The organism is Allobacillus sp. SKP2-8 (genome assembly GCF_007559355.1).
Taxonomy (GTDB): domain Bacteria; phylum Bacillota; class Bacilli; order Bacillales; family Alkalibacillaceae; genus Allobacillus; species Allobacillus halotolerans.
On the sequence record NZ_VMHF01000005.1, the window covers coordinates 84533 to 104934 of the forward strand.

Consider the following 20402-nt stretch of genomic DNA (forward strand, 5'->3'; position numbering starts at 1 on the left):
CGTTATAAAACGATTGACACACTCATTCTAGCTAATGCTAGGATGAGTTTTTTTGTATCGGCTCATCCGAAAAGATCTGAAAAACACATCCCTTAAAAGCATATTTAAAAATAAAATGAATAAATTTGATAAAAGGGTTGTATTCCTTTAAGAAATCCTTTACTCTAGTAAACAGATAAAGAGATGAATCGTTAAAGGGGAGAACTACAATGGCATTTGTTGTCATCGCTTCAGTATTAATCATGGTTATTTTAAGTTTATTGAAAGTAAACGTACTTTTGGCAATCGTGATTTCAGCACTCTCAGCAGGGCTCATGTCCGGCTTGTCGCTCGCAGATACGGTTGCATTATTCGTCGAAAACATGGGAGGAAGTGCAAATACAGCACTCAGCTACGTGTTGCTCGGTGGATTTGCAGTAGCCATTAGTTTGACAGGTATCACAACAGGACTTGTTCAATTTTTACGGAAGGCAGTCAAAGGAAAGCGCGGGTTTATGTTAATCGCAATTGCTCTCATCGCATCCTTGTCTCAGAACGCAGTGCCGGTGCATATCGCGTTTGTTCCGATTTTAATCCCGCCATTAATTGCTTTGTTCGACAAAATGCAGTTGGATCGTCGTGCCGTAGCGACTTCTTTGGTCTTCGGGTTAAAAGCTCCATACGTCATGCTACCGATTGGCTTCGGATTGATATTCCAAGGAATCATCCGAGATAACATGGTTGAAAATGGCATTGAGTTTTCATTGAATGAAGTGACTCAAGCCATGTTGATTCCAGGAGCAGGAATGATTGTCGGTTTGCTAATTGCGCTATTCATCACATACCGTAAAAAGCGTGATTATAGCCAAATCCAAGCGAGTGAGACGGCTTCAAGCATAGCAGAAGAAAGTGATGCACCTTTCCAATTCGAAACAAAACACTTTATGACATTGATCGCCATTGTTGCTGCGTTAGTGGTACAAATCCTAACAGGTGAAATGGTACTCGGCGCCTTAACGGGATTGCTCCTTATGTTTATATTGGTCGCTGTACCGTTTAAACGCGGCGAAGAGGTTATGGCAAAAGGGATCGGTATGATGGGCATGATTGCATTTATTATGCTTGCTGCGTCAGGTTTCGGTGAAGTTTTAAAACAGACAGGATCTGTCGAAGCATTAGTAGACGCCTCATCGGGTATGTTGGAAGGAAACAAAGCATTAATCTCAATGATTTTACTGCTTGTCGGTTTACTAATCACGATGGGAATTGGTACATCATTCGGTACGATTCCAATCATTGCGGCATTGTACGTTCCGATTGCTTTAGCAGCTGGATTTTCACCAATGGCGATCGCCGTTCTGATTGGTACAGCTGGAGCCTTGGGTGACGCAGGTTCACCAGCATCTGACAGTACACTCGGCGCGACTGCTGGTTTGAATGTCGACGGAAAACACAATCACATTTGGGATACATGTGTACCGACATTCATCCACTTCAACATTCCATTGCTTATTTTCGGTTGGGCCGCGTCCTTATTCTTATAAAATGAAGACTAGGTTGGTTTCTCTTTTCAAAAGGGATGCCAACCTTTTTGAATGGTTTTTCTTCTTTCTGCGAAACCTATAGGCAGAGAAGGAGGAAGATTTTTTATGAAAAAAATATCAACTGCTTTTTTAATCATTGTTTTTGTCATTGCACAAAGTTTGCCCATTTTAGCTCTCTCTAATGAATCTCATGGGTATGGTTATAAAAAAAGTGAGGGAGAATCACCGCCCGACTTAGGTTTCTACGCCCCATTAATTGAAAAATATAATGGTTATTATATGGGTGATCCAGATGAGAAGAAAATTTATCTAACCTTTGATAATGGCTACGAAGAAGGTTACACCGGAATGATTCTTGACGTTTTAAAAGAAAAACAAGTACCGGCAACATTCTTTTTGACCGGCCATTATGTCGATGATGAGCCAGAGCTGACAAAACGCATGGTAAATGAAGGACATATTATTGGAAATCATTCGGATAAACACCTGGATTACACAGAAGCAAGTGACGACAAAGTAAAAAAAGATCTTCAAACACTAGATGAAAAAGTTAAAAAGGTGACCTCACAAGACCATGTGAAATTTTTCCGACCAGCCAAAGGCGTCTTCAGTGAACGAACACTCGACCTTACGAATAAACTAGGCTATGTCAATGTGTTCTGGACCGTCGCATTAGTTGATTGGAATACAGGAGAGAAAAAAGGGTGGGAGCAAGCCTATCGCGGTGTCATCGATCAAATTCATCCAGGCGCCATCGTGTTATTACATGCCGTCTCTGAAGACAACGCCGAAGCACTTAGCCATTTAATTGATGATTTGCGAAAAAGAGGATATGAATTTGGTTCACTGGATGAATTACTGTGGGATGAACTGTTGCCGTTTTAATCTGTTGAGTGGGTTTATCGTCAGTTAGCGAACACTTATCAACAGTCAGGGACGCTTTATCGACAGTTAGCTGGCGTTTATCAACAGTCAGGTTCGCTTTATCGTCAGTTGGCCGGCGTTTATCAACAGTCAGGTTCGCTTTATCGACAGTTGGCTGGCACTTATCAGCAGTCAGGTGTGTTTTATCGACAGTTAGCTGGCGCTTATCAACAGTCAGGGTCGTTTTATCGACAGTTAGCCGTCGCTTATCAACAGTCGTCGCCGGTTTATCAACAGTTAGAGAACGCTTATCAACAGTCACCACCCGAATTAAGTTTGCTCGCTCTTTTCAAAGCTCCTTTCTCAGCTAATGTAGTAAATCAATTTTTTGTCAGCCAGCTGTTAACCATGTAAACTATAGGATAGTTTGAAAAGGGAGAGAAAATGAATGTGGAAAGAATATTATCACGTGACGGGGATATACGATTTTGATTATGCTTTACAGCGATTATCTCTAGATCCGTTAATTCAAGTAAATAAAAAAGAACGATATGTCGATGTACCGTTGAAGTTGGCTGAGGACGATTATTGTGTTGTTCGAGTGAAAGCAGAGGGCACGATCGAGAAGCCTGTTTTCTCTGTCATGTCCGATCATGATGAACAACAAGATGTCATCTTCGAGCACATCCGAAATATTTTCCAGTGGGATAAAGATCTACAGGAAGTTCATGATTATTTCCAAGGAACCGATTTATCGTTGTTATTTTTCACATACCCAGGCACGCCGATTGTGCGGGACTTTGATTTGTATGGTTCATTAATGAAAACATTGATCCATCAGCAACTTAATTTGCGATTTTCGTATGAATTGACTTCGAGGTTTGTGAAAGCATATGGAAAAGAAATCGACGGTTCTTGGTTCTATCCGTCGCCAGAAAAGATTGCGGAACTTGACTATGAAGACTTGAAGGAACTTCAGTTCAGTCAGCGTAAAGCCGAGTACGTTATCGATACGTCACGAATGATCGCAAATGGCGAGCTTGATTTGAAAGAAATTAGCCGCTTAACGAACGAAGAAGTGTTCAAGAAGTTAGGTGCCATTCGGGGCATTGGTCCTTGGACAGTGCAAAGCTGGTTGCTGTTTGGCCTAGGTCGTGATGATCTTTTGCCTGGAGCAGATATTGGGCTTCAAAACGCTTTGAAGCGACTTTGGAAAATGGAAACGAAACCATTGAAAGATTATATTGAAGAAAAAGCCGAGGATTGGGCGCCGTACCGGAGTTATGCGGCCATTACTCTTTGGAGAAGTATAGAATAAGGTAGCGGATAAAAGATGAGAGACCAAGTCGTCTGAAGACTTGGTCTCTTGTTTTGTTTTATTAAAAGAATTTTGTGGCTGGGCGCATACATTTTGATTATGGGCTCATATATTTTTAATTTGGTCGCATATCTTCTAGCATTGGCCACATTTCTTCTCTTATACGGATCATATCGCAGCATGTTGGAAGCATATAATTTCAAATACGGTTCATAACGCTGATTCCAATAGGATCATAATCAGAACCGCAGCCTATTTTGTGGTCGGCTCATATTATTTAATTATAGACTCATATACCTTGAATTTGGTCGCATATCATCTAGCCTTGGTCACATATCTTCTCTTATACGGCTTATATCGCAGCATGTTGGGAGCATATAATTTCAAATAGGGCGCATAGCCCTGATGCACAGAGTCTTATTATAATAAAAGTTAAGTCACATTTCCTCTATTATTTAAACGGAACGTCTTTTGAGGAAGAAAAATAATGTTGAATGTTCCTGAACGTTATATCTGTTCCTCCGCGGCTTGTATCGAATCCATCTTTTGCAATAACCATACCTTTAAAAGATTCTCCCTTAAAAATCACTTTACCGTTCGGTGCAAATAAAATTCCAGAGAGGGAGATTCCTCCCATATTACTCAAATCGATGTCTCCCTTACTGACAATAGTGACATTGTTCAGGTCATAGTCCTGGTCCTCGCCTTGTAATTTACGAAAAGTGAAATCATTTGTAAAAATTTTAACATTATCTTCCAATGTATCTTTACGTTCATAACCGTTGTTCGAGTACCAATTTTCCCCTCTTAGCTTAGGGATTTGAATTTTCGGATGTTTTGGTAAGTCGCTTGAAATGAACTCGCCATGAGGGATGTTTTTATGGGCATCATTGTTTGTCGCTGAGTAAACATTTCCTTCAACATAGATTTCTTTTGCATTTATATAGGTATCCCATTTATTGAAATTCACATCGCCGCTAATATATACTTTGTCTGCATTAATACGGCCGCTTCCATCAAAAGTGACACTGCCATCAATATAGACTTCCTTTGAACTTAATGTAGGATTACCGTTATTTATTACTACATTTCCTTTTATATATGTTTTTTCTTGAGACTCAATTTTTGCACTTCCATCAAAGATTATTGATCCATCAATGAAGATTTCCTTTGAAATGATTTTCGGATTGCCATACTTAATCTCCAAATCCCCTTTGATACTAATTAATTCGGTGATTCCTGATTCTCCCATGCCTGAACCACCTTTATAACGGATTGTATTCCCAGTTTTATCAATATAGATTTTAGGTACAGATACAGTCTGTCCACCTCTAGTAAATTCTAAATCTTTCTTGTTAGAGTTATCAATCACGATTTGTCCCTCACCACCATGGCTTTTAACGTTATTTCCACCACCAATATCTATACCAGCTCCATAGACAAATACATTTTCCTCTTTCAGATAAGTATAGAAATCTCTCTGAAAGCTCGGCAAAGAGATACTTACTTTACTTTTTTCTATAATTTCCTTCTTCGCTTCAATAGTTGTATCGATGGTGAAATCATTGTCAAATTCATCCAATAAGGTAAAGCTCACGAGCAGATCTTCATGAGGGTTTTTGTTCTGGCAATTTTCAAAAGGAGTTCCATCTATACTGAACGAATCAAACTCGAATTGTTGACTTGGCTGGACATCTTCTAAGCACAAAGCGTACTCTTCACTCTCTTCTGTGTGATGCTTGTTCCGAATCTGGCTAATCACAAGATTGGCTTCTTGGCGAACATTCACATGAGAAGTTGACCGAGCGTTCTGTTCGACGACATTAATGAGAATTGAGAACGAAAGTGTTAAGATAATAGAAAGCAATAGAAGAACTGCGAGAACTTCAACTAATGTGATTCCTTTCTGATTATCTAAGTGGTTTTTGAACATATCATCACCCATTTTCTATTAAGCTAGTATTAAAAGAGGTGCACGAATGAAACGTCTAAACTTTATGTATAATGACCAAGGAATGACTTTAATAGAAATTCTCGGTGCAATCACAATTCTGAGTATCGTCTTGATCGGTTTCATGAGTTTTTTTCCACAATCTATTTTAATGTCTCAGAAGGCGGAAGACGAACTGACAGCGATCAATGTTGCTGAGCGTGTTTTGACGGAAGTAAAAGCTGATCCCCAATTGATTGATGAAGAATGGGGACCCATTGAAGAAAATCAGCAAAATTATTATCCTATAATCGAGATGGTTCCCCAATCAGATCATGACCCAACAGAAATTGAGTACGGACTTACACGTATCCTCATCAAGATTTATGCAGAAAAACCACCTTCTGAATCAAGTCGTTTATCAGCCCAATTATATGGGTATATAGAACTGGAGGGGAATCAATGAGTCAATTTCATAAAAACGAAAACGGTGCAGCATTAGTTATCGTACTGTTGATCATCACCGTCATCGGAATCATCACCCCACCAATTATTTCAAATATTTTAGGCAGTATCGAACAATATCAACGAACCGAAGAAAGTGTACAGCGTTCGAAGTTGGAAGACATGGGTCTTACATATATGGAAAATGCGATTATACAAAGTGAAGAAGTCGCTTCAGGCGAAATTGAAACTTGGTTAGGAAATTTAGACAGCGCACCAAATAATCATGTGATCGTTCGCCAATTCAAAAACTCACTGGAAAATGAATTCAGGAAAAACGGTTTGATTGATGGTGTTGAAATTTCAATGACTGACCAAATCCGCTACCGGATCTCCATATCAGACATCAAGATAGCGAACGGTCAAAACATTGTTGTCAACTATGCCGTTGCGCCAACCATCAATGGAGATTATCGTTCCAATCACCTAGTGGAAGAAATGAAAACCATCCAAGTTGCTATTGAGGATGAAGCCTCGTAAACCAGGATGAACCTCGATTTTGAGATTTCGAGCGTGGAATCTTCCCACAGTTCCACTAGCAAGAATACTAGAGTCTCCATAGTAACCCCACTTCTCTTATTACTCAAGATAAGCACGATGAAATGAAATGTTTGTTTGCAGGTTTTTTTACCACAAAATTTACCCTCGCTTGTGAAACGCCTGCTTAGCATTTGCGGGGGGTAGGAAAAAAGACCCAGCAATACGATGGGGAAAATCATGATTGCCCTACACATCTCAATAAGCGTGAAACGTCGATTATAGTCAAGGAAAATATATTTATTTATTGAATAACCTCGATTTAAACATAGTACTTTAGTATAATGTAATTATAAAGTGTAATATAATATAAAACTACTAGATATAGCTCTAAAAGTCACATAAAAGATGACAATTTAAGGGGAATGACAAGTGGTCAAGAAAACGAAGCTTCGACTCGGGGAATTACTCGTTCAAGCTGGGTTGATTTCCGAAGAACAATTGAATGAAGCGCTTGAAAAGAAAGACTCCGGTCAAAAACTCGGAGACTATTTGACTGAGCAAAACTTAATTACAGATGTTCAAGTTGCTGAATTGCTGGAAGAGCAGCTGGGTTATCCGCATATTCGTTTACACAATTATCCTTTCGATCAGACATTATTGAAGTTGATTCCAAAAGAGTATGTTCAAGAAAAGAGTATTGTTCCATTGAAGCGTGAAAAAAACAAACTCTTTCTGGCCATTTCTGATCCATTGGATTATTTTACACTCAACGATGTCCGTTTAATGACTGGATTTGAAGTCGAGCCTGTGATTGTCGTCAAAGATGAAATACGACAAGCGATTTTAACACTTTATGAACAAGAGGATTTTACCGAAGAACTGGAAGAGCAATTTCGAGAAGAAGCGGTTCATGATTTAACGATGGAAGAAGCCAGTTCGCCAATCGTAAAAATTTTAAACCAGCTTTTCCAGCAAGCCGTTGTCCAAAAGGCGAGTGATATTCATATTGATCCCCAAGAAATGAAAGTGTTCGTCCGGCTTCGTATTGATGGAGCGTTAAGGACAGAGCAAACATTTTCTAAAGGTGTACAAGCGTCGATGATCACCCGAGTGAAAATTTTGGCCGGGCTTGACATCACGGAACAAAAGATCCCGCAAGACGGACGGATCAAAATGAAGATTGAAGGAAGAAAGGTCGACTTTCGAGTCAGTACTTTACCAACCATTTTTGGTGAAAAAGTCGTTATTCGGGTGCTTGATACCGCAGCTACTTCAAACAACTTGGAAGAACTCGGCTTCTCTGAAAAAAATTATGAGAAGTTCATCAAGATGATTGAAGAACCTTTTGGCATTGTGCTATTGACTGGACCAACCGGCTCTGGAAAAACATCAACCATGTATGCCGCACTAACTCGGTTAAACGATGAATCGATCAACATCATCACTGTCGAGGACCCGGTAGAGTACCAATTGGATGGAATTAATCAAATTCAAGTCAATCCGAAAGTTGATCTAACGTTTGCGAATGGTTTGCGGGCGATCCTCCGACAAGATCCCGATATTATCATGCTTGGTGAAATTCGTGACCAAGAAACGGCAAACATGGCAGTTCGAGCGTCAATCACAGGACACTTGGTCCTTAGTACGCTTCATACCAATGATTCGATTGGGGCAATTGACCGATTGAAAAACATCGGTGTCGAGCAATTTTTGATTGGTTCTTCCATAAATGGTGTCGTTGCACAGCGTTTAGTACGAACCGTTTGCCGGGAATGCGTTCGAGTCGTTGAGCCATCTGTTCGTGAAAAAGCGATTTTTAACCGATACAACATAGAAATCGATTCAATTAAACGAGGTGCCGGCTGCCCATCATGTAACCAGACAGGCTATCGAGGAAGAACAGCGATTCATGAAGTGTTATATATTGATGACGAGATCCGTGAAGCGATTTTAAATGAAAAAACATCCGTTGAAATTGAACAATTAGCGAGAGATAAAGGGTTTACCTATTTGTTCGAGGATGGCTTGCATAAAGTAAAACAAGGACTTACGACGACCGAAGAAGTCTTCCGAGTCGCTCAAGATTAATTGGGGGAATCGATCATGGCATCGTTCCGGTACACCGTATTTGATATCGAAGGAAACGTTGAAAAGGGGAAGCTTGAAGCCTACAACAAACAACAAGCACAAAAAATGTTGAAGGATCAAGGCTATAAAATTGAAGCCCTTCATGAAATGAAAGAAACGATCTGGAATAAAGATATTCATTTCGGAAAAATCGTCAAACCACGTGAATTCGTTGTTTTTCTAAGGCAATTCCAAGCGTTATTGAAAGCGGGATTGACCATTGTAGAAGGCATTCATTTATTGAGAGAACAAACGAAAAATAAATATTTTCACAAAGCGCTGTATTATATCGAAATCGATTTGCGCCAAGGAAAGTCATTGACGCAAGCGATGGCAAACCACCCGAAGATTTTCTCGGAATTTTTCCGCAATATGATCCGTAGTGGGGAAGAGAGTGGCTCGCTCGAACCGACACTCAGTGCATTGGCCGATTACTATCACAAACACCACCAGACGAGTCAAAAAATGAAATCTACCTTTGCCTATCCAGCCACCGTACTCATCGTCGCCATTGCCGTCGTTGTCTTCCTGTTAATCTATGTCGTTCCACAATTTGTCGCGATGTTCAATTCCTACGAAGCCGAGTTACCGGGTGTGACACAATTTGTACTTGGAGCGAGTGATTTTGTCGGCAACTTTTGGTGGTTGCTTTTACTAGTAACAGTTGGTATTATTTCCTTGGTCTATTACTTATTTCAACAAGAACAAACAGGAATGAAGATGGAAAAGTTCTTATTAAAGCTGCCAGTGATTGGAAGTATATTGGTGAAATCAAATCTAGCAGCCATTGCCCGCTCAATGAGTTCTTTACTCGGAAATTCTGTACCAATCATCCAAGCAATGGAGTTGACCGAAAACACGACGAGCAACCGTATTTTCAAACAAGCCCTTGTACGAACGAGACATTCATTGATCCAAGGCGGTTCTTTTGCCGAACCACTTAAACAACATTGGGCATTCCCATATATGTTCACCGAAATGATTGCCGTCGGTGAGCGAACCGGTTCATTGCCGGAAATGTTAAAGCAAGTCGCAAGCTTTTATGAAGAAGATTTGGAAACAGCCAACGAGCAACTGAAATCATTATTGGAACCATTATTGATTATCACATTATCCGTGGTCGTTGGAACGATTATATTATCGATTATCATGCCGATGTTTGAGCTGTTTAATCAAATTAATTAACTAAGTTTTCATCACATCGATAACTACCGCGCTATAACCTTATCGATGTTTGAATATAATTAAATTATTTAAGGGAGAGGATTTCATGCAAGCTATTTTAAGAAAGCGCGTCAGCAATTCAAAAGGGGTCACACTTCTTGAATTACTAGCCGTACTCGTTATTTTGGGGATTATCGCGTTGATCGCTGTGCCGGCGATTGCAGGGGTGATTGAGGATTCGAAAGAGAGTAGTATTAAATCTACTGCGATTAATATGATTAATGCTGCTGAGTTGTATGCAGTAACAAACGATGTTACTGAAGTAACATATGATAATATAAAAAATGATTATGTAAAAGAAAGAGACGGGATCACCTGGAAAACAACACCAAAATTTGATTTGTCTGGTGATGAGATCAAGTTTTCAGGTAAAGCAACTATAGATGGTGTGTCAGTTACATTTACAAATGCTACTGTTAACATGATCAATGAGTCTGATGGTAGAACCGTCAGTGCTACCGGCGGTGGAAATTAAAATAAAACAGTTGAAAGTTTGATTAAAAAGCGCGGCAATTCGCCGCGCTTCCTATTAATCTAGTCAGGAATGATGACGTTTGAACATAGGTATTTATTTATACATAGCAGTCCTTGGTTTAATCTTGGGATCCTTTTATAATGTGGTCGGTTTGCGCATACCAAATGGTGAGTCAATCGTACATCCGCCATCCCACTGCCCGAGCTGTAACAATCGTCTAAAACCAATGGAACTCATTCCAGTTTTTTCATACATGACACTCGGCGGAAAGTGTCGAAACTGCCAGTCGAAAATTTCACCAATATATCCATTTTTCGAAGCGTTGACGGCGGTATTGTTCGTATTTGCTTTTTATCAAATCGGTTTTAATTGGAATCTATTAATCGCTTGGAGTTTGATCAGTTTATTAATCATCATTTCAATTTCTGATATCCATACACAATTAATCCCCGATTGGATTCTCATTTTCTTCTTCCTATTAATCGGTGTGTTGCGTGTTTTTGTTCCAACAGAACCTTGGTATGATGCTTATCTTGGAGCTATCGTTGGATTTGCCATCTTGTTGGCTCTCGCAGTCATCAGCCGTGGGGGCATGGGAGGCGGCGATATTAAGTTATATGCCGTCATTGGTCTTGCCCTCGGTATGCAAAATACGATTCTATCATTATTATTGGCCGCATTTCTCGGTACAATCATCGGCTTGATATTAATGCCATTCGGCAAGGTTAAACGGGGAGTACCTTTTGCATTTGGGCCATTTATCGCGATCGGTGCATTATTGGCCTATTTTTATGGCGATTTAATGATTGATTGGTATGTCACAACATTCTTCTACTAAAAGGTGAAAATATGAAAAAAAATCTATTTATCAACTTGGAAATCAAAGACTATGTCATTCGATTCGTTGAATGGAATGCGGAGACGAAAACGATTGTGAAATTCGGCGAGCATTATATTTCGCGTGGAATCATTTCCAATGGAGCGATTGAGAATCGAGACGAGTTTTTAAAAATCATTCGGATGTTAACGAAAAAATGGCGTTTGAAACGGAAACAGATCAGAATGACGATGCCTGATGCGTCCGTTATTATCAGGAAACAATCTATTCCTTCGACAGTTTTGGAGGATGAGATTCAACAATACGTATCATTTGCGTTAGGCGAATCGATTCATCTGCCTTTTGATCAGCCAGTCATCGAAACACTTTCTTTGAGTACAGATGAAGAAAATCCTGGAGACGAACGTGACATCGTTATTATTTCAACGGATGAAGAATTGGTTATTGAGTATTCGGATTGTTTTTATGAAGCGGGTTTAAAGCTCGTTTCAATCGATATTTCACCATTAAACTATTATCGTCTATTGGAAGAACAAGAACTTATTGATGAGTCGGATGAGCTATTATTAATTCAATATCATGTCGAGAGCGTCGTATTTGCTGCGATGGAAAATGGATATCCGATTTTTATCCAACAATTTTCATTATTCGACGATACGACAGATCCACAAAGCTACGGACCGACATTGCATAAAGAGGACTTTAGTCGCCAAAAAGTGATGGAACAATTCGATGAAATAAACACGGAAATTGAACGAATTCAACGGTTCTTTCGCTATTCGATGAACGATGGGAAGAAGCAATTTACGAAGCTGGCATTAGTTGGCGATACGCCATTTTTAAGTGAGATTCGTAGTCAATTGGAAGAGCTTAATGATATCCCGGTAATTGAATTGGATGTAGAACAAATTTCCGGACCAAAAGGCTTAGAGGTCGAGCAACGATTTCATCAAGCTTTAGGGCTAGCAATGAGGGCGGGGATCTAGATGGCAATCGAAATCAATTTATTACGTAAAAAAGAACCGAAAAATCAAGGCTCTTTTTTAGTCGGTGCATTGTTGACGATTACAACGATATTAGCTATTGCCATCTGCTTTTTGCTCGCCTGGCAACAAGGGAATGAAATGAGTTTAATCGATAGCCGCCTCCAGCAACAGGAGAAATTTAACCAAGCATTGATCGAGCAAGTTGAAGGTCCATTGAATGATAGTGAATTACAAGAACGAAAAGGATATGTCGAACAACTTCGTCCATTACATCCGAAAATTAGCTCAGCTTTACAAAAGGTCTCTAACCAATTGCCAAGTTCAGCAACGATTGAACAGCTTACCTATAATGAAAACATCGTTGAAGTCTCGGTGAATGTACGTTCGAGTCATCAAGCGACGCAATACTTAAATCAATTGAGAGAGCTTCAAGGTGTGGATGATGTGTTGCTACATTCGATTTTGGCTATCCCAGAGGACAATCAATACTCCGCTGTTTATACGTTGCAAATTGAAGCAGGTGAATCATCATGAAAATAAAGCTTCAACCAAGTCAAATTAAAATTATCATTGTTTGGATGCTCCTTCTTGTTGTAGGGGGGGCGGCGTTTTACTTTTTTTATTATAATAGTCAAGCAGATGAATTAAGCCGAACTGAACAAAAGCTGGAGATCGAAAAACAGCGAGAAAAAGCACTGAAGCAAGCTAAAAATGAACAAGAAGAAATGGATGAAATAACGATGGATGATTTACTCGTTCAATTGCCCGAAGGACTTGATGAAGAAGCTTTTGTACAGTCGATCGAGCGAGCAGCAAAGAAAAGAAACCTTGTCATTGAAGAATATCTTTTTGAAGAGCCAACAGCCGTATTCGAAGACAAAGAAATCATCCAGCAGGCCGTGACACTGAATGGGCAGGCCAATTCGACACGTGCAATTGAGCAGTTCATTCATCAATTGGAATCAGATGTACGGATAATCCAAGTAAGCCGAATGACATATCAAGAGCAGGATGCCGATGATATAGGATTCCAGGCTGAAGTCATCATCTATGGAACAGGTGAACTAGTGAATCGAGAAGATGGACAAGAAGAAAGCTGAGCAGTCGATAAGGTTATCGATTCTCAGCTTTTTTTGTACTGAAAAAGCTTCAGCATTAAATTCGATTTCTTCAGCGTTAATTGAGTCAGCATCAGTGTTGAATCCAGTTTCTTCAGTGTTAATTGAGTCAGCTTCAGTGTTAAATCCGGTTTCTTCAGTGTTAATCAGCTCGGCTTCAGTGTTAATCACGACACCTTCAGTGTTAATCAGCCCGGCCCCCATCTTTACCACTTCGCGTGACAACAACGACCTTCCTTTTAATCAATCGCTTTGTTTCGTAAAGATACTATTGCGAATAGTAAACATGACAAACTCACTAATAATGCAATCAAGGAACTAAACCAAATATCTGTATTCAAGTCACCCGTGTGCAAGTAGATGGCAATATATTCCGTTATTTTAGCTGGGCTCCATCCGAGTACATGGCCAAAAATATTCGTCAAAACTGACAAAATAATGACGGTAATAATCGATAAGAAAGCGATCAATCCAGGTGATTTGAACCAAGTATTATAAAGGATGACGATGGCGATGAGTAAAGTTAGCCAACAAGCATAGAACAACGCAGCTACAATTAGTTGGCTAAACGCTAAGTCTCCGAAAAGAAGATTAATATAATACCAACTTGCCAATAGTCCGAGAAACAATGAAACAATCATGAGTAGCCAGTAAGAGAAGAACTTTGCGGTAACATAATTCGTATATTTTACAGGTTTGGCGAGAACCAGTTCATACACACCGCTTTTGATCTCACCTGAAATGGTACCCATAGAAATGACTGTCAGTATTAAAACACCGATGATATTTAACTGAGAAAAACTCATCATCATCGCTTCGGAAGGATTCGGCATTGGAATATCGATGACTGTACCTTCTGGTAGCCCACCGGCAGCTTCGATGATTATGGGCATGTAGTAAGTAGAAATAGGATCCATAACCGAGATAAGGATGAACACAATCGGCACCCAAATCCATTTGAAATTTCGCCAGTTTTCGGTTAGTTCTTTTTTAAGAATGACGGTCCATTGCATTATTTATTCACCGCCTTCATAAAGATATCTTCCAATGTCCCTGATGTAATTTCAAACAATGAAAGTTCCCAACCCTCTTCTTGAACACGTTCAAAAATTGCTTTTCGAGCAGCATTTAAATCATGCACAGTAACATCAAAGACGCCGTTTTCTTCAGTCACTTGGTACACTGAATCAAACTCTTTCAATTTCTCATGAATGAATTTCGGTTCTTTTTCAAAGGAAAGACGGATTGTAACTGTCTGTTGCATGCCACGAATCTCTGAAATCGGTCCTTGTTCGATTAATTTTCCATCATTCATAAGAAGAATCTCTTCGCTCACTTCTTCAGCATCATTTAAAATATGAGTGGAAAATAAAACAGTTGCATCTTTTTTCAATTCACGGATTAGATTCAAAACTTCTCTTCGGCCAATCGGGTCAAGGGACGAAACCGGTTCATCAAGCATGATTAGTTTTGGTTGATGGATCAATGCTTGAGCAATCCCGAGTCGCTGCTTCATTCCCCCAGAATATTTTCCGATTCGTTTTTTGCCAGCATCTGTTAAGTGTACAAGCTGCAAAAGTTCCTCTGACCTGTCAGAGACTTCATGTTTAGTCAAACCAGCAAGTTGACCAGCATAGTGTAAAAATTCCTCACCGGACATCCACGGATAAAAGCTTGGATGTTGTGGTAAATAACCGACATATTTACGGAAATCCTTTGAAAGCGTATCTTCATTAAATGAAATTGTACCACCAGTCGGCTGAATGAACCCGGCTAACATACGCAATGTCGTTGTTTTTCCAGCACCATTTGGTCCAAGCAAAGCGACACACTTTCCCGGTTGAAGATCAAAACTGACATGATCCACGACAGCATGCTTCGAATAAGTTTTCGTTAAATCATTCACAGACACTAACTCCATTTTTTATCTCCTCTTTCCAGCGATAAAATAAACGATTGGACCAATAATATTGACAAAAATAATGACAAGCGCCCAAACCCACTTCGGTCCCCGTGGATCTTCATTTTTAGCCAAATCAATCAAGGCAATGACCATTAAAATCAATTGCAGTACAAACAGCGGTGCAAGAATCGCTAAATTCTCTTGAATAATTTTTAACCCTTCCATTTGATCTCCCATCCTTTTGCTGATAGATTCTATAATTCTCTAAACTGCATGGTGTGATGAGTGAATACCGTTCAAAGAATTGCGCAGACTGTTCAAAGCTGCGTGTTGACCGTTCAAAGAATTACGCAGACTGTTCAAAGAAGCATGTTGACCGTTCAAAATATGCGCAGACTGTTCAAAGAAGCGTGCTGACCGTTCAAAATATTGCACAGACTGTTCAAAGAAGCATGTTGACCGTTCAAAGAATTGCGCAGACTGTTCAAAGAATTGCGCAGACTGTTCAAAGAAGCATGTTGACCGTTCAAAATATGCGCAGACTGTTCAAAAAAAGCACATCACCGCTCATGCAAGCGAACACCTTCAATCAAGCAACGGACTGAACCGCTATAATATACGTACGGTTAATCATTCAAAAAGGTTTCAAGTCATTCTATTGAACTTTTAATGTAATATTTAACATAAAAAAAGATAGCCAATACTAGTATCGACTATCATTCCTCTATTCATAACTTATATTTTATTTAAATCAGATATTAATTTTTCAAGCATGTTCAATACGATGCGTTGCTTTTTTACAGGCATTCTAGCAAGCTCGCGAAACCGTTCGTTGAATTGTTTGTTGCGTATGATGAAATCTATGAGTTGGATAATGTTTTCATCTTGTTGTGAAACTTCTTCTTCCAATGAATAAATGCGTTCAATTTCCCGAAGAACGTGTTCTTTCGTGATTGATCGTCCAATGAGTTGATCAAGGGAAATTTCGAAAAGTTCACTTAGCTTGATTAACATATGTAAGTCGGGCTGCGCTGATTGGTTTTCCCATTTGGCAATCATTGAACGAGAGACATTCAGAGCGTCTGCGACATATTGTTGTGTCCAGTTATTCTGTTCGCGAAAATATCGGATATTTGCTGCTAAATTGAATGGCATTTACACACACGCTTTCCGTTTAAGAAGTAACGGTAACAACCGCTTGATCAAGCAACCAGGATACTGGAAACATACGTTATATCTCATCATGCTATCACTAAAAAAAACGGAAAGGGAGGCAGTTCGTGTTCTTATTCTTCACAATGGAGAAATTGTTCTAAATAAGAACAAAAAGTCATGAAAAAAGAGCCACTGATTGGTTGTTCCGTCAATGACTCTATATACAGGTTATCCACAATAGAAATGGGATTTATTTAGCTATTAACAGACTTATTCACATTATCCACAAGCAAGAGCGTATGTTCTTGTGAATAAAAGGAGTTGAAAAAACAGGCATTCACAGAGTTACTCACAATTTGTGGACAGTTGTGGATAACTTAGTTGTTTTTGATCAGAAAATCATTTCAGAATACCGATGGACTGATTTATACAACTAAAAGATTAAGATATGCACCTAAGTCAGCGGGATATACGGCCAAGCCGGTGTGATATGAACCCAAATTGGAAGGATATGTGCCCAACCCGATGGGATATGCTCCCAAGTCGGCAGGATATACACCCAAGTCAGCGAGATATGAGCCCAGTCGCAAAGATATGCCCAAACTGATGGTATATTAGCTTAATCAAAATTATATACACTCAAACCGGTGAGATATGCTCCCAACTCAAAAGGATATGCTCCCTAACTGGTAAGATATGCGCTCATATCGATGAGATATGCACCCAATTGAAAGTACATGCCCAGCCCGGTGGGATATGTGTCTAAACTGGTGAGATATGCTCCCAAGTTAAAAGGATATGCGCCAAAACTCGAGAGATATGCAGCCAAGTCGGCGGGATATGCACCTAAACCAATGGGATATGCTCCCAAGTCAAAAGGATATGCGCCCAAACCGACGAAATATGCACCCCATTCTATAAAATATGCGCCCATCCTACATACATACGTTAATAAGTATGTGCCAGATCATTTACTTAAGCCTCCAACTCATCCGCAATAAGTTGTTCACGCTCGTTCATAAACAATAGATAGGCTTCTTTATGAATGGCGAACAGTTTGTAACGTTTATTCCCTTGGTTGAGCTTTTCATAAACGTGTGGAAAAGTGTCATTGGCAATAACGGCGTACGGTATTTTATTCATGGCTGCGATGGACCGGGCATTCAATTGATTAACTTTCAAAAAAACTAGGTCGATGTCGTGCTCGACGAACAGTTCATATAAAAATTGTTCCTTGGCGTATTGATTATAGCCTTTTCCGAAAAAAGATTTTCCTAGCCATGTGGCCAAAAAGCCAGAGCGATTCTCAATATCATATAAGGTAATCGCACCAATTGGGCTGCCCCAATCATCCATGATTGTTCTTGAAATCAATTCGCCATTGTCCTCTTGCTGGGCTAGCCGGTTCATCAAGAAATAATAGGCTTCCAATGAATCGGCTTTTTCACGGACATAAGGTTTTACCGCTCGGTCATTCAATAGGGGAAAGAGAATGTGCGCATCTTGTAAATCACGTTTTTTAAGCATAATAAAACACCCTCCATTTTTATGAGGGTGTCAAAGAAAACGGCACATATGTGGCGTTCGTTTCACCCTCGAATTTTTATCTGTTACAACAAAAATTCGGGGTGGGAATCGAACCCACTAGAACCGCTTGAGACCAAGCGGTGGCGCACCATTTGCCTTCCCTATTTCTTTAAAAAAATCATACACTTTTTTCGGTCGTTTGCCAATCGCTTTTTATGTCGAAAAGCAAATTTTTTTAAAGAGAAGGTCAATTATTTATAAATATTATCAAGTGCTCGATCCAGTGAACGATATTTAAACGAATAACCGCTGTCCTGCAGCTTCCTTGGTAGAACATATTGACCTTTTAAAATTAAATCACTCATATCACCTAACGCTACTCTTACGGGGGAAGAAGGGATGGAAAGCCATGTCGGTCGATTCAATGTCTCAGCCAATTTTTTGCCGAAATCCTTGTTTCGTTTCGGTTTAGGTGCTGTAAAATTCACAGGTCCCGACAGTTCTTCTTGGTGAATGATCCAATCAATCGCACAGACGACGTCTTGGATATGGATCCATGACATCCACTGCTCACCAGAACCAATTTTTCCGCCGATCATCATTTGATAAGGTAGTGCGAATAACGGTAATACCCCGTTGTTCCGATCCAGAATCAGTCCGAATCTGGCGAGTACAGTTCGAACACCGATCGTTTCGGCTGCCTGGGCTTCAGCCTCCCACACATCACAAACTTCCGCCAAAAAGTCGCGTCCGGCGACCATCGTATTTTCCGTGAAAATTTTTTCGGTCGATGTTCCATAATAGCCGATTGCTGAAGCGTTAATATACACTTCAGGCTTTTCTTTTAAAGCGTCCATCACGCGAATGAACTCTCTTGTCGTCGTCATGCGGCTTTCCAAAATTGATCGTTTTCTTTCTTCCGTCCAGCGACCACTATTCAACGATTCACCAGCTAAATTAATGCAAACATCAACGTGCTGAATGGGTATTTCTGGTTGGCTATCTGGCGTTAACCATTCGATGTATTTTACATAAGGTTCATCTTTATGTTTTTCTGGTTGACGTGTTAGTACATAAATCATATTCTCCGGATTCCGAAAATGGTCAATCAATCGTCTGCCGACAAATCCGGTGCCACCAGCAATCATGATTCTCAAGTGGAAGTCCCTCCTATCGTGTATTATAATGGAAGTAATTTAAAATGAGGTGTCAATATGATAGTCAGTCGGATAACAACGCAAAAGAAGAATAAAAACCGATATAATGTTTTTATAAAAACGAATGAAGTAGAATCGTTCGGATTTGGCGTTCATGAGGACTTGCTGATCCGACATGCGATTCGAAAAGGGATGGAAATCTCCCAATCCGAAATAGATGAAATAAAAAAACAAGATGCAATCCACCAATACTATACCCTTTCCATCAATTATTTAAGCTACCGAATGCGTGCAGAATCTGAAATGGTTGATTATTTAGTGAAAAAGGAAGCGACAGAAGAAGAAATCGCTTTTGTGATGGAAAAATTAATTCAAGAGAAATTAATCGATGATGTAGCCTTTAGTGAAGCTTATGTTCAAACGAAAATAAACACGACAAGTAAAGGACCAAATAAAATTAAGCAAGAATTGATGCAGAAAAAGATTTCGCCTGCTACGATTGACGGAGCGATGGAAAAGTACTCAAAAGAAATAGAAGTTGAAAAAGCAGCCAAACTATTACAGAAAAAGACACGTTCTTCCAACAGGGAGTCATTCCATACGCAATTGAACAAAGCCAAGCAATCGATGCTGCAGCAAGGCTATCAAATGGATGCCATCCAAATGGCGGTCGAAGAAATCGATTTGGAAAAAGATGAAGATGCAGAAAAAGAAGCTGTCTTTTATCAAGGCGAGAAAATTTGGACGAAACAAGCACGGAAGCATGAAGGTGGCATGTTGATTCAAAAGGTGAAGGCATCCCTTTATCAGAAAGGTTTTCAAGGCGATTTGATCGAACAGTTTATCGATGAAAAAATGAATGAAGAAGTAGAATCCTAAAAAGGAAGTGAACATAATGGAAAAAAGATATAGTGAATACACCATTCCGGAATTACGTTCTGAGATCGGCCGGTTGAAGGCAAGAGCACAGAATGCCGAACAACTCGGTATGATTAATGAGTTTGAAGTATATCAACGCAAAATGGTCATGGCGGAAGCCTATATGATGGACCCGAAGGATTACAATAAAGGTGATGTATACGAGCTTGAAGGTGCGGTTGGTGAAACATTCACGATTAGCTACCTGAAAGGCGTCTTTGCTTGGGGAACGAGAAGAAGTGTAGAAGGGGATATCATCGATGAAGAAGAAGCCCTTCCAATATCCTTGTTGAAAAATAAAATTGAGCTGTATTAATTCAAAAACAAGGCTGCCTCGAATACAATCGCTAGGCAG

24 protein-coding genes are annotated in these 20402 nt (G+C 39.7%); 16 read left to right on the top strand and 8 right to left on the bottom strand.

Translation table 11 applies throughout. The features are described 5' to 3' along the window. Positions 1–209: 209 nt before the first annotated feature. The 4 genes from FPQ10_RS06620 to FPQ10_RS06635 all read left to right on the top strand — a co-directional run bounded on the left by FPQ10_RS06620 (position 210) and on the right by FPQ10_RS06635 (position 3705). A complete protein-coding gene (locus tag FPQ10_RS06620) occupies positions 210–1523 on the top strand; it encodes a Na+/H+ antiporter family protein (RefSeq protein ID WP_144162142.1) in 1314 nt (437 codons plus the stop codon). Between the two features lie 105 nt (positions 1524–1628). After that, positions 1629–2408, top strand: coding sequence for a delta-lactam-biosynthetic de-N-acetylase (pdaA, locus tag FPQ10_RS06625; RefSeq protein WP_144162146.1), 780 nt, complete (start codon positions 1629–1631; stop codon positions 2406–2408). A 108-nt stretch (positions 2409–2516) separates the two neighbouring features. Further along, positions 2517–2801 carry a hypothetical protein gene (locus FPQ10_RS06630; RefSeq protein ID WP_144162149.1) on the top strand — a complete coding sequence of 95 codons (285 nt, stop codon included), beginning with the start codon at positions 2517–2519 and terminating at the stop codon, positions 2799–2801. A 34-nt stretch (positions 2802–2835) separates the two neighbouring features. Then, the gene (locus FPQ10_RS06635; protein WP_144162154.1) at positions 2836–3705 is read left to right on the top strand and encodes a DNA-3-methyladenine glycosylase family protein; all 870 of its coding nucleotides are present in this window, start codon (positions 2836–2838) and stop codon (positions 3703–3705) included. Positions 3706–4156: 451 nt separating this feature from the next. On the opposite strand, the gene FPQ10_RS06640 is transcribed toward FPQ10_RS06635, so the two are convergent. Continuing rightward, the gene (locus FPQ10_RS06640; protein ID WP_186278586.1) at positions 4157–5638 is read right to left on the bottom strand and encodes a prepilin-type N-terminal cleavage/methylation domain-containing protein; all 1482 of its coding nucleotides are present in this window, start codon (positions 5636–5638) and stop codon (positions 4157–4159) included. Between the two features lie 46 nt (positions 5639–5684). On the opposite strand from FPQ10_RS06640, the gene FPQ10_RS06645 reads away from it, so the two are divergent. The 9 genes from FPQ10_RS06645 (at position 5685) to pilO (ending at position 13369) form a co-directional block, all read left to right on the top strand. Beyond that, positions 5685–6101, top strand: a complete 417-nt coding sequence (locus FPQ10_RS06645; RefSeq protein ID WP_144162160.1) for a type IV pilus modification PilV family protein — start codon at positions 5685–5687, stop codon at positions 6099–6101. Continuing rightward, positions 6098–6619 carry a hypothetical protein gene (locus FPQ10_RS06650; RefSeq protein ID WP_144162163.1) on the top strand — a complete coding sequence of 174 codons (522 nt, stop codon included), beginning with the start codon at positions 6098–6100 and terminating at the stop codon, positions 6617–6619. Before FPQ10_RS06645 ends, FPQ10_RS06650 begins: the two co-directional genes overlap by 4 nt. A 429-nt stretch (positions 6620–7048) precedes the next feature. Continuing rightward, positions 7049–8707, top strand: a complete 1659-nt coding sequence (locus FPQ10_RS06655) for a GspE/PulE family protein (protein ID WP_144162166.1) — start codon at positions 7049–7051, stop codon at positions 8705–8707. Positions 8708–8722: 15 nt separating this feature from the next. After that, the gene (locus FPQ10_RS06660; RefSeq protein ID WP_144162169.1) at positions 8723–9931 is read left to right on the top strand and encodes a type II secretion system F family protein; all 1209 of its coding nucleotides are present in this window, start codon (positions 8723–8725) and stop codon (positions 9929–9931) included. Positions 9932–10016: 85 nt separating this feature from the next. Beyond that, positions 10017–10445, top strand: coding sequence for a type II secretion system protein (locus FPQ10_RS06665; protein ID WP_144162172.1), 429 nt, complete (start codon positions 10017–10019; stop codon positions 10443–10445). A gap of 79 nt (positions 10446–10524) precedes the next feature. After that, positions 10525–11283: a prepilin peptidase gene (locus tag FPQ10_RS06670; protein ID WP_144162175.1), complete on the top strand. Its 759-nt coding sequence runs from the start codon at positions 10525–10527 to the stop codon at positions 11281–11283. Positions 11284–11294: 11 nt separating this feature from the next. Further along, a complete protein-coding gene (pilM, locus tag FPQ10_RS06675) occupies positions 11295–12269 on the top strand; it encodes a type IV pilus biogenesis protein PilM (RefSeq protein ID WP_144162178.1) in 975 nt (324 codons plus the stop codon). After that, positions 12270–12803 carry a PilN domain-containing protein gene (locus FPQ10_RS06680; protein ID WP_144162180.1) on the top strand — a complete coding sequence of 178 codons (534 nt, stop codon included), beginning with the start codon at positions 12270–12272 and terminating at the stop codon, positions 12801–12803. Continuing rightward, entirely contained in the window at positions 12800–13369 is a 570-nt protein-coding gene (pilO, locus tag FPQ10_RS06685) for a type 4a pilus biogenesis protein PilO (RefSeq protein ID WP_144162183.1), read from the top strand. The genes FPQ10_RS06680 and pilO overlap by 4 nt, the downstream gene beginning before the upstream one ends. On the opposite strand, the gene FPQ10_RS06690 is transcribed toward pilO, so the two are convergent. From FPQ10_RS06690 to FPQ10_RS06705, 4 genes are read right to left on the bottom strand one after another with little or no spacing between them, the layout of a single operon-like run. Further along, positions 13334–13612 carry a hypothetical protein gene (locus tag FPQ10_RS06690; protein WP_144162186.1) on the bottom strand — a complete coding sequence of 93 codons (279 nt, stop codon included), beginning with the start codon at positions 13610–13612 and terminating at the stop codon, positions 13334–13336. The genes pilO and FPQ10_RS06690 overlap by 36 nt on opposite strands. Before the next feature lie 14 nt (positions 13613–13626). After that, entirely contained in the window at positions 13627–14400 is a 774-nt protein-coding gene (locus tag FPQ10_RS06695; RefSeq protein ID WP_144162189.1) for an ABC transporter permease, read from the bottom strand. Next, a complete protein-coding gene (locus FPQ10_RS06700; protein ID WP_144162192.1) occupies positions 14400–15308 on the bottom strand; it encodes an ABC transporter ATP-binding protein in 909 nt (302 codons plus the stop codon). The genes FPQ10_RS06695 and FPQ10_RS06700 overlap by 1 nt, the downstream gene beginning before the upstream one ends. Before the next feature lie 3 nt (positions 15309–15311). Further along, positions 15312–15515: a PLD nuclease N-terminal domain-containing protein gene (locus FPQ10_RS06705; protein ID WP_144162195.1), complete on the bottom strand. Its 204-nt coding sequence runs from the start codon at positions 15513–15515 to the stop codon at positions 15312–15314. Between the two features lie 56 nt (positions 15516–15571). Between FPQ10_RS06705 and FPQ10_RS06710 the strand changes: the two genes are divergently transcribed. Continuing rightward, positions 15572–15895: a hypothetical protein gene (locus FPQ10_RS06710; RefSeq protein ID WP_144162198.1), complete on the top strand. Its 324-nt coding sequence runs from the start codon at positions 15572–15574 to the stop codon at positions 15893–15895. 130 nt (positions 15896–16025) lie between these two features. Here FPQ10_RS06710 and FPQ10_RS06715 read toward each other — a convergent pair whose 3' ends face one another. The 3 genes from FPQ10_RS06715 to FPQ10_RS06725 form a co-directional block, all read right to left on the bottom strand. Next, entirely contained in the window at positions 16026–16445 is a 420-nt protein-coding gene (locus FPQ10_RS06715; RefSeq protein WP_144162201.1) for a helix-turn-helix domain-containing protein, read from the bottom strand. Between the two features lie 975 nt (positions 16446–17420). After that, the gene (locus FPQ10_RS06720) at positions 17421–17972 is read right to left on the bottom strand and encodes a GNAT family N-acetyltransferase (protein ID WP_144162204.1); all 552 of its coding nucleotides are present in this window, start codon (positions 17970–17972) and stop codon (positions 17421–17423) included. Positions 17973–18223: 251 nt separating this feature from the next. After that, positions 18224–19120, bottom strand: coding sequence for a TIGR01777 family oxidoreductase (locus FPQ10_RS06725; protein ID WP_370512029.1), 897 nt, complete (start codon positions 19118–19120; stop codon positions 18224–18226). A gap of 66 nt (positions 19121–19186) precedes the next feature. Here FPQ10_RS06725 and recX point away from each other — a divergent pair, with 66 nt between their 5' ends. Further along, positions 19187–20008, top strand: coding sequence for a recombination regulator RecX (recX, locus tag FPQ10_RS06730; RefSeq protein ID WP_144162209.1), 822 nt, complete (start codon positions 19187–19189; stop codon positions 20006–20008). A gap of 16 nt (positions 20009–20024) precedes the next feature. Then, a complete protein-coding gene (locus FPQ10_RS06735; protein WP_144162212.1) occupies positions 20025–20363 on the top strand; it encodes a YfhH family protein in 339 nt (112 codons plus the stop codon). Positions 20364–20402 lie beyond the last annotated feature (39 nt).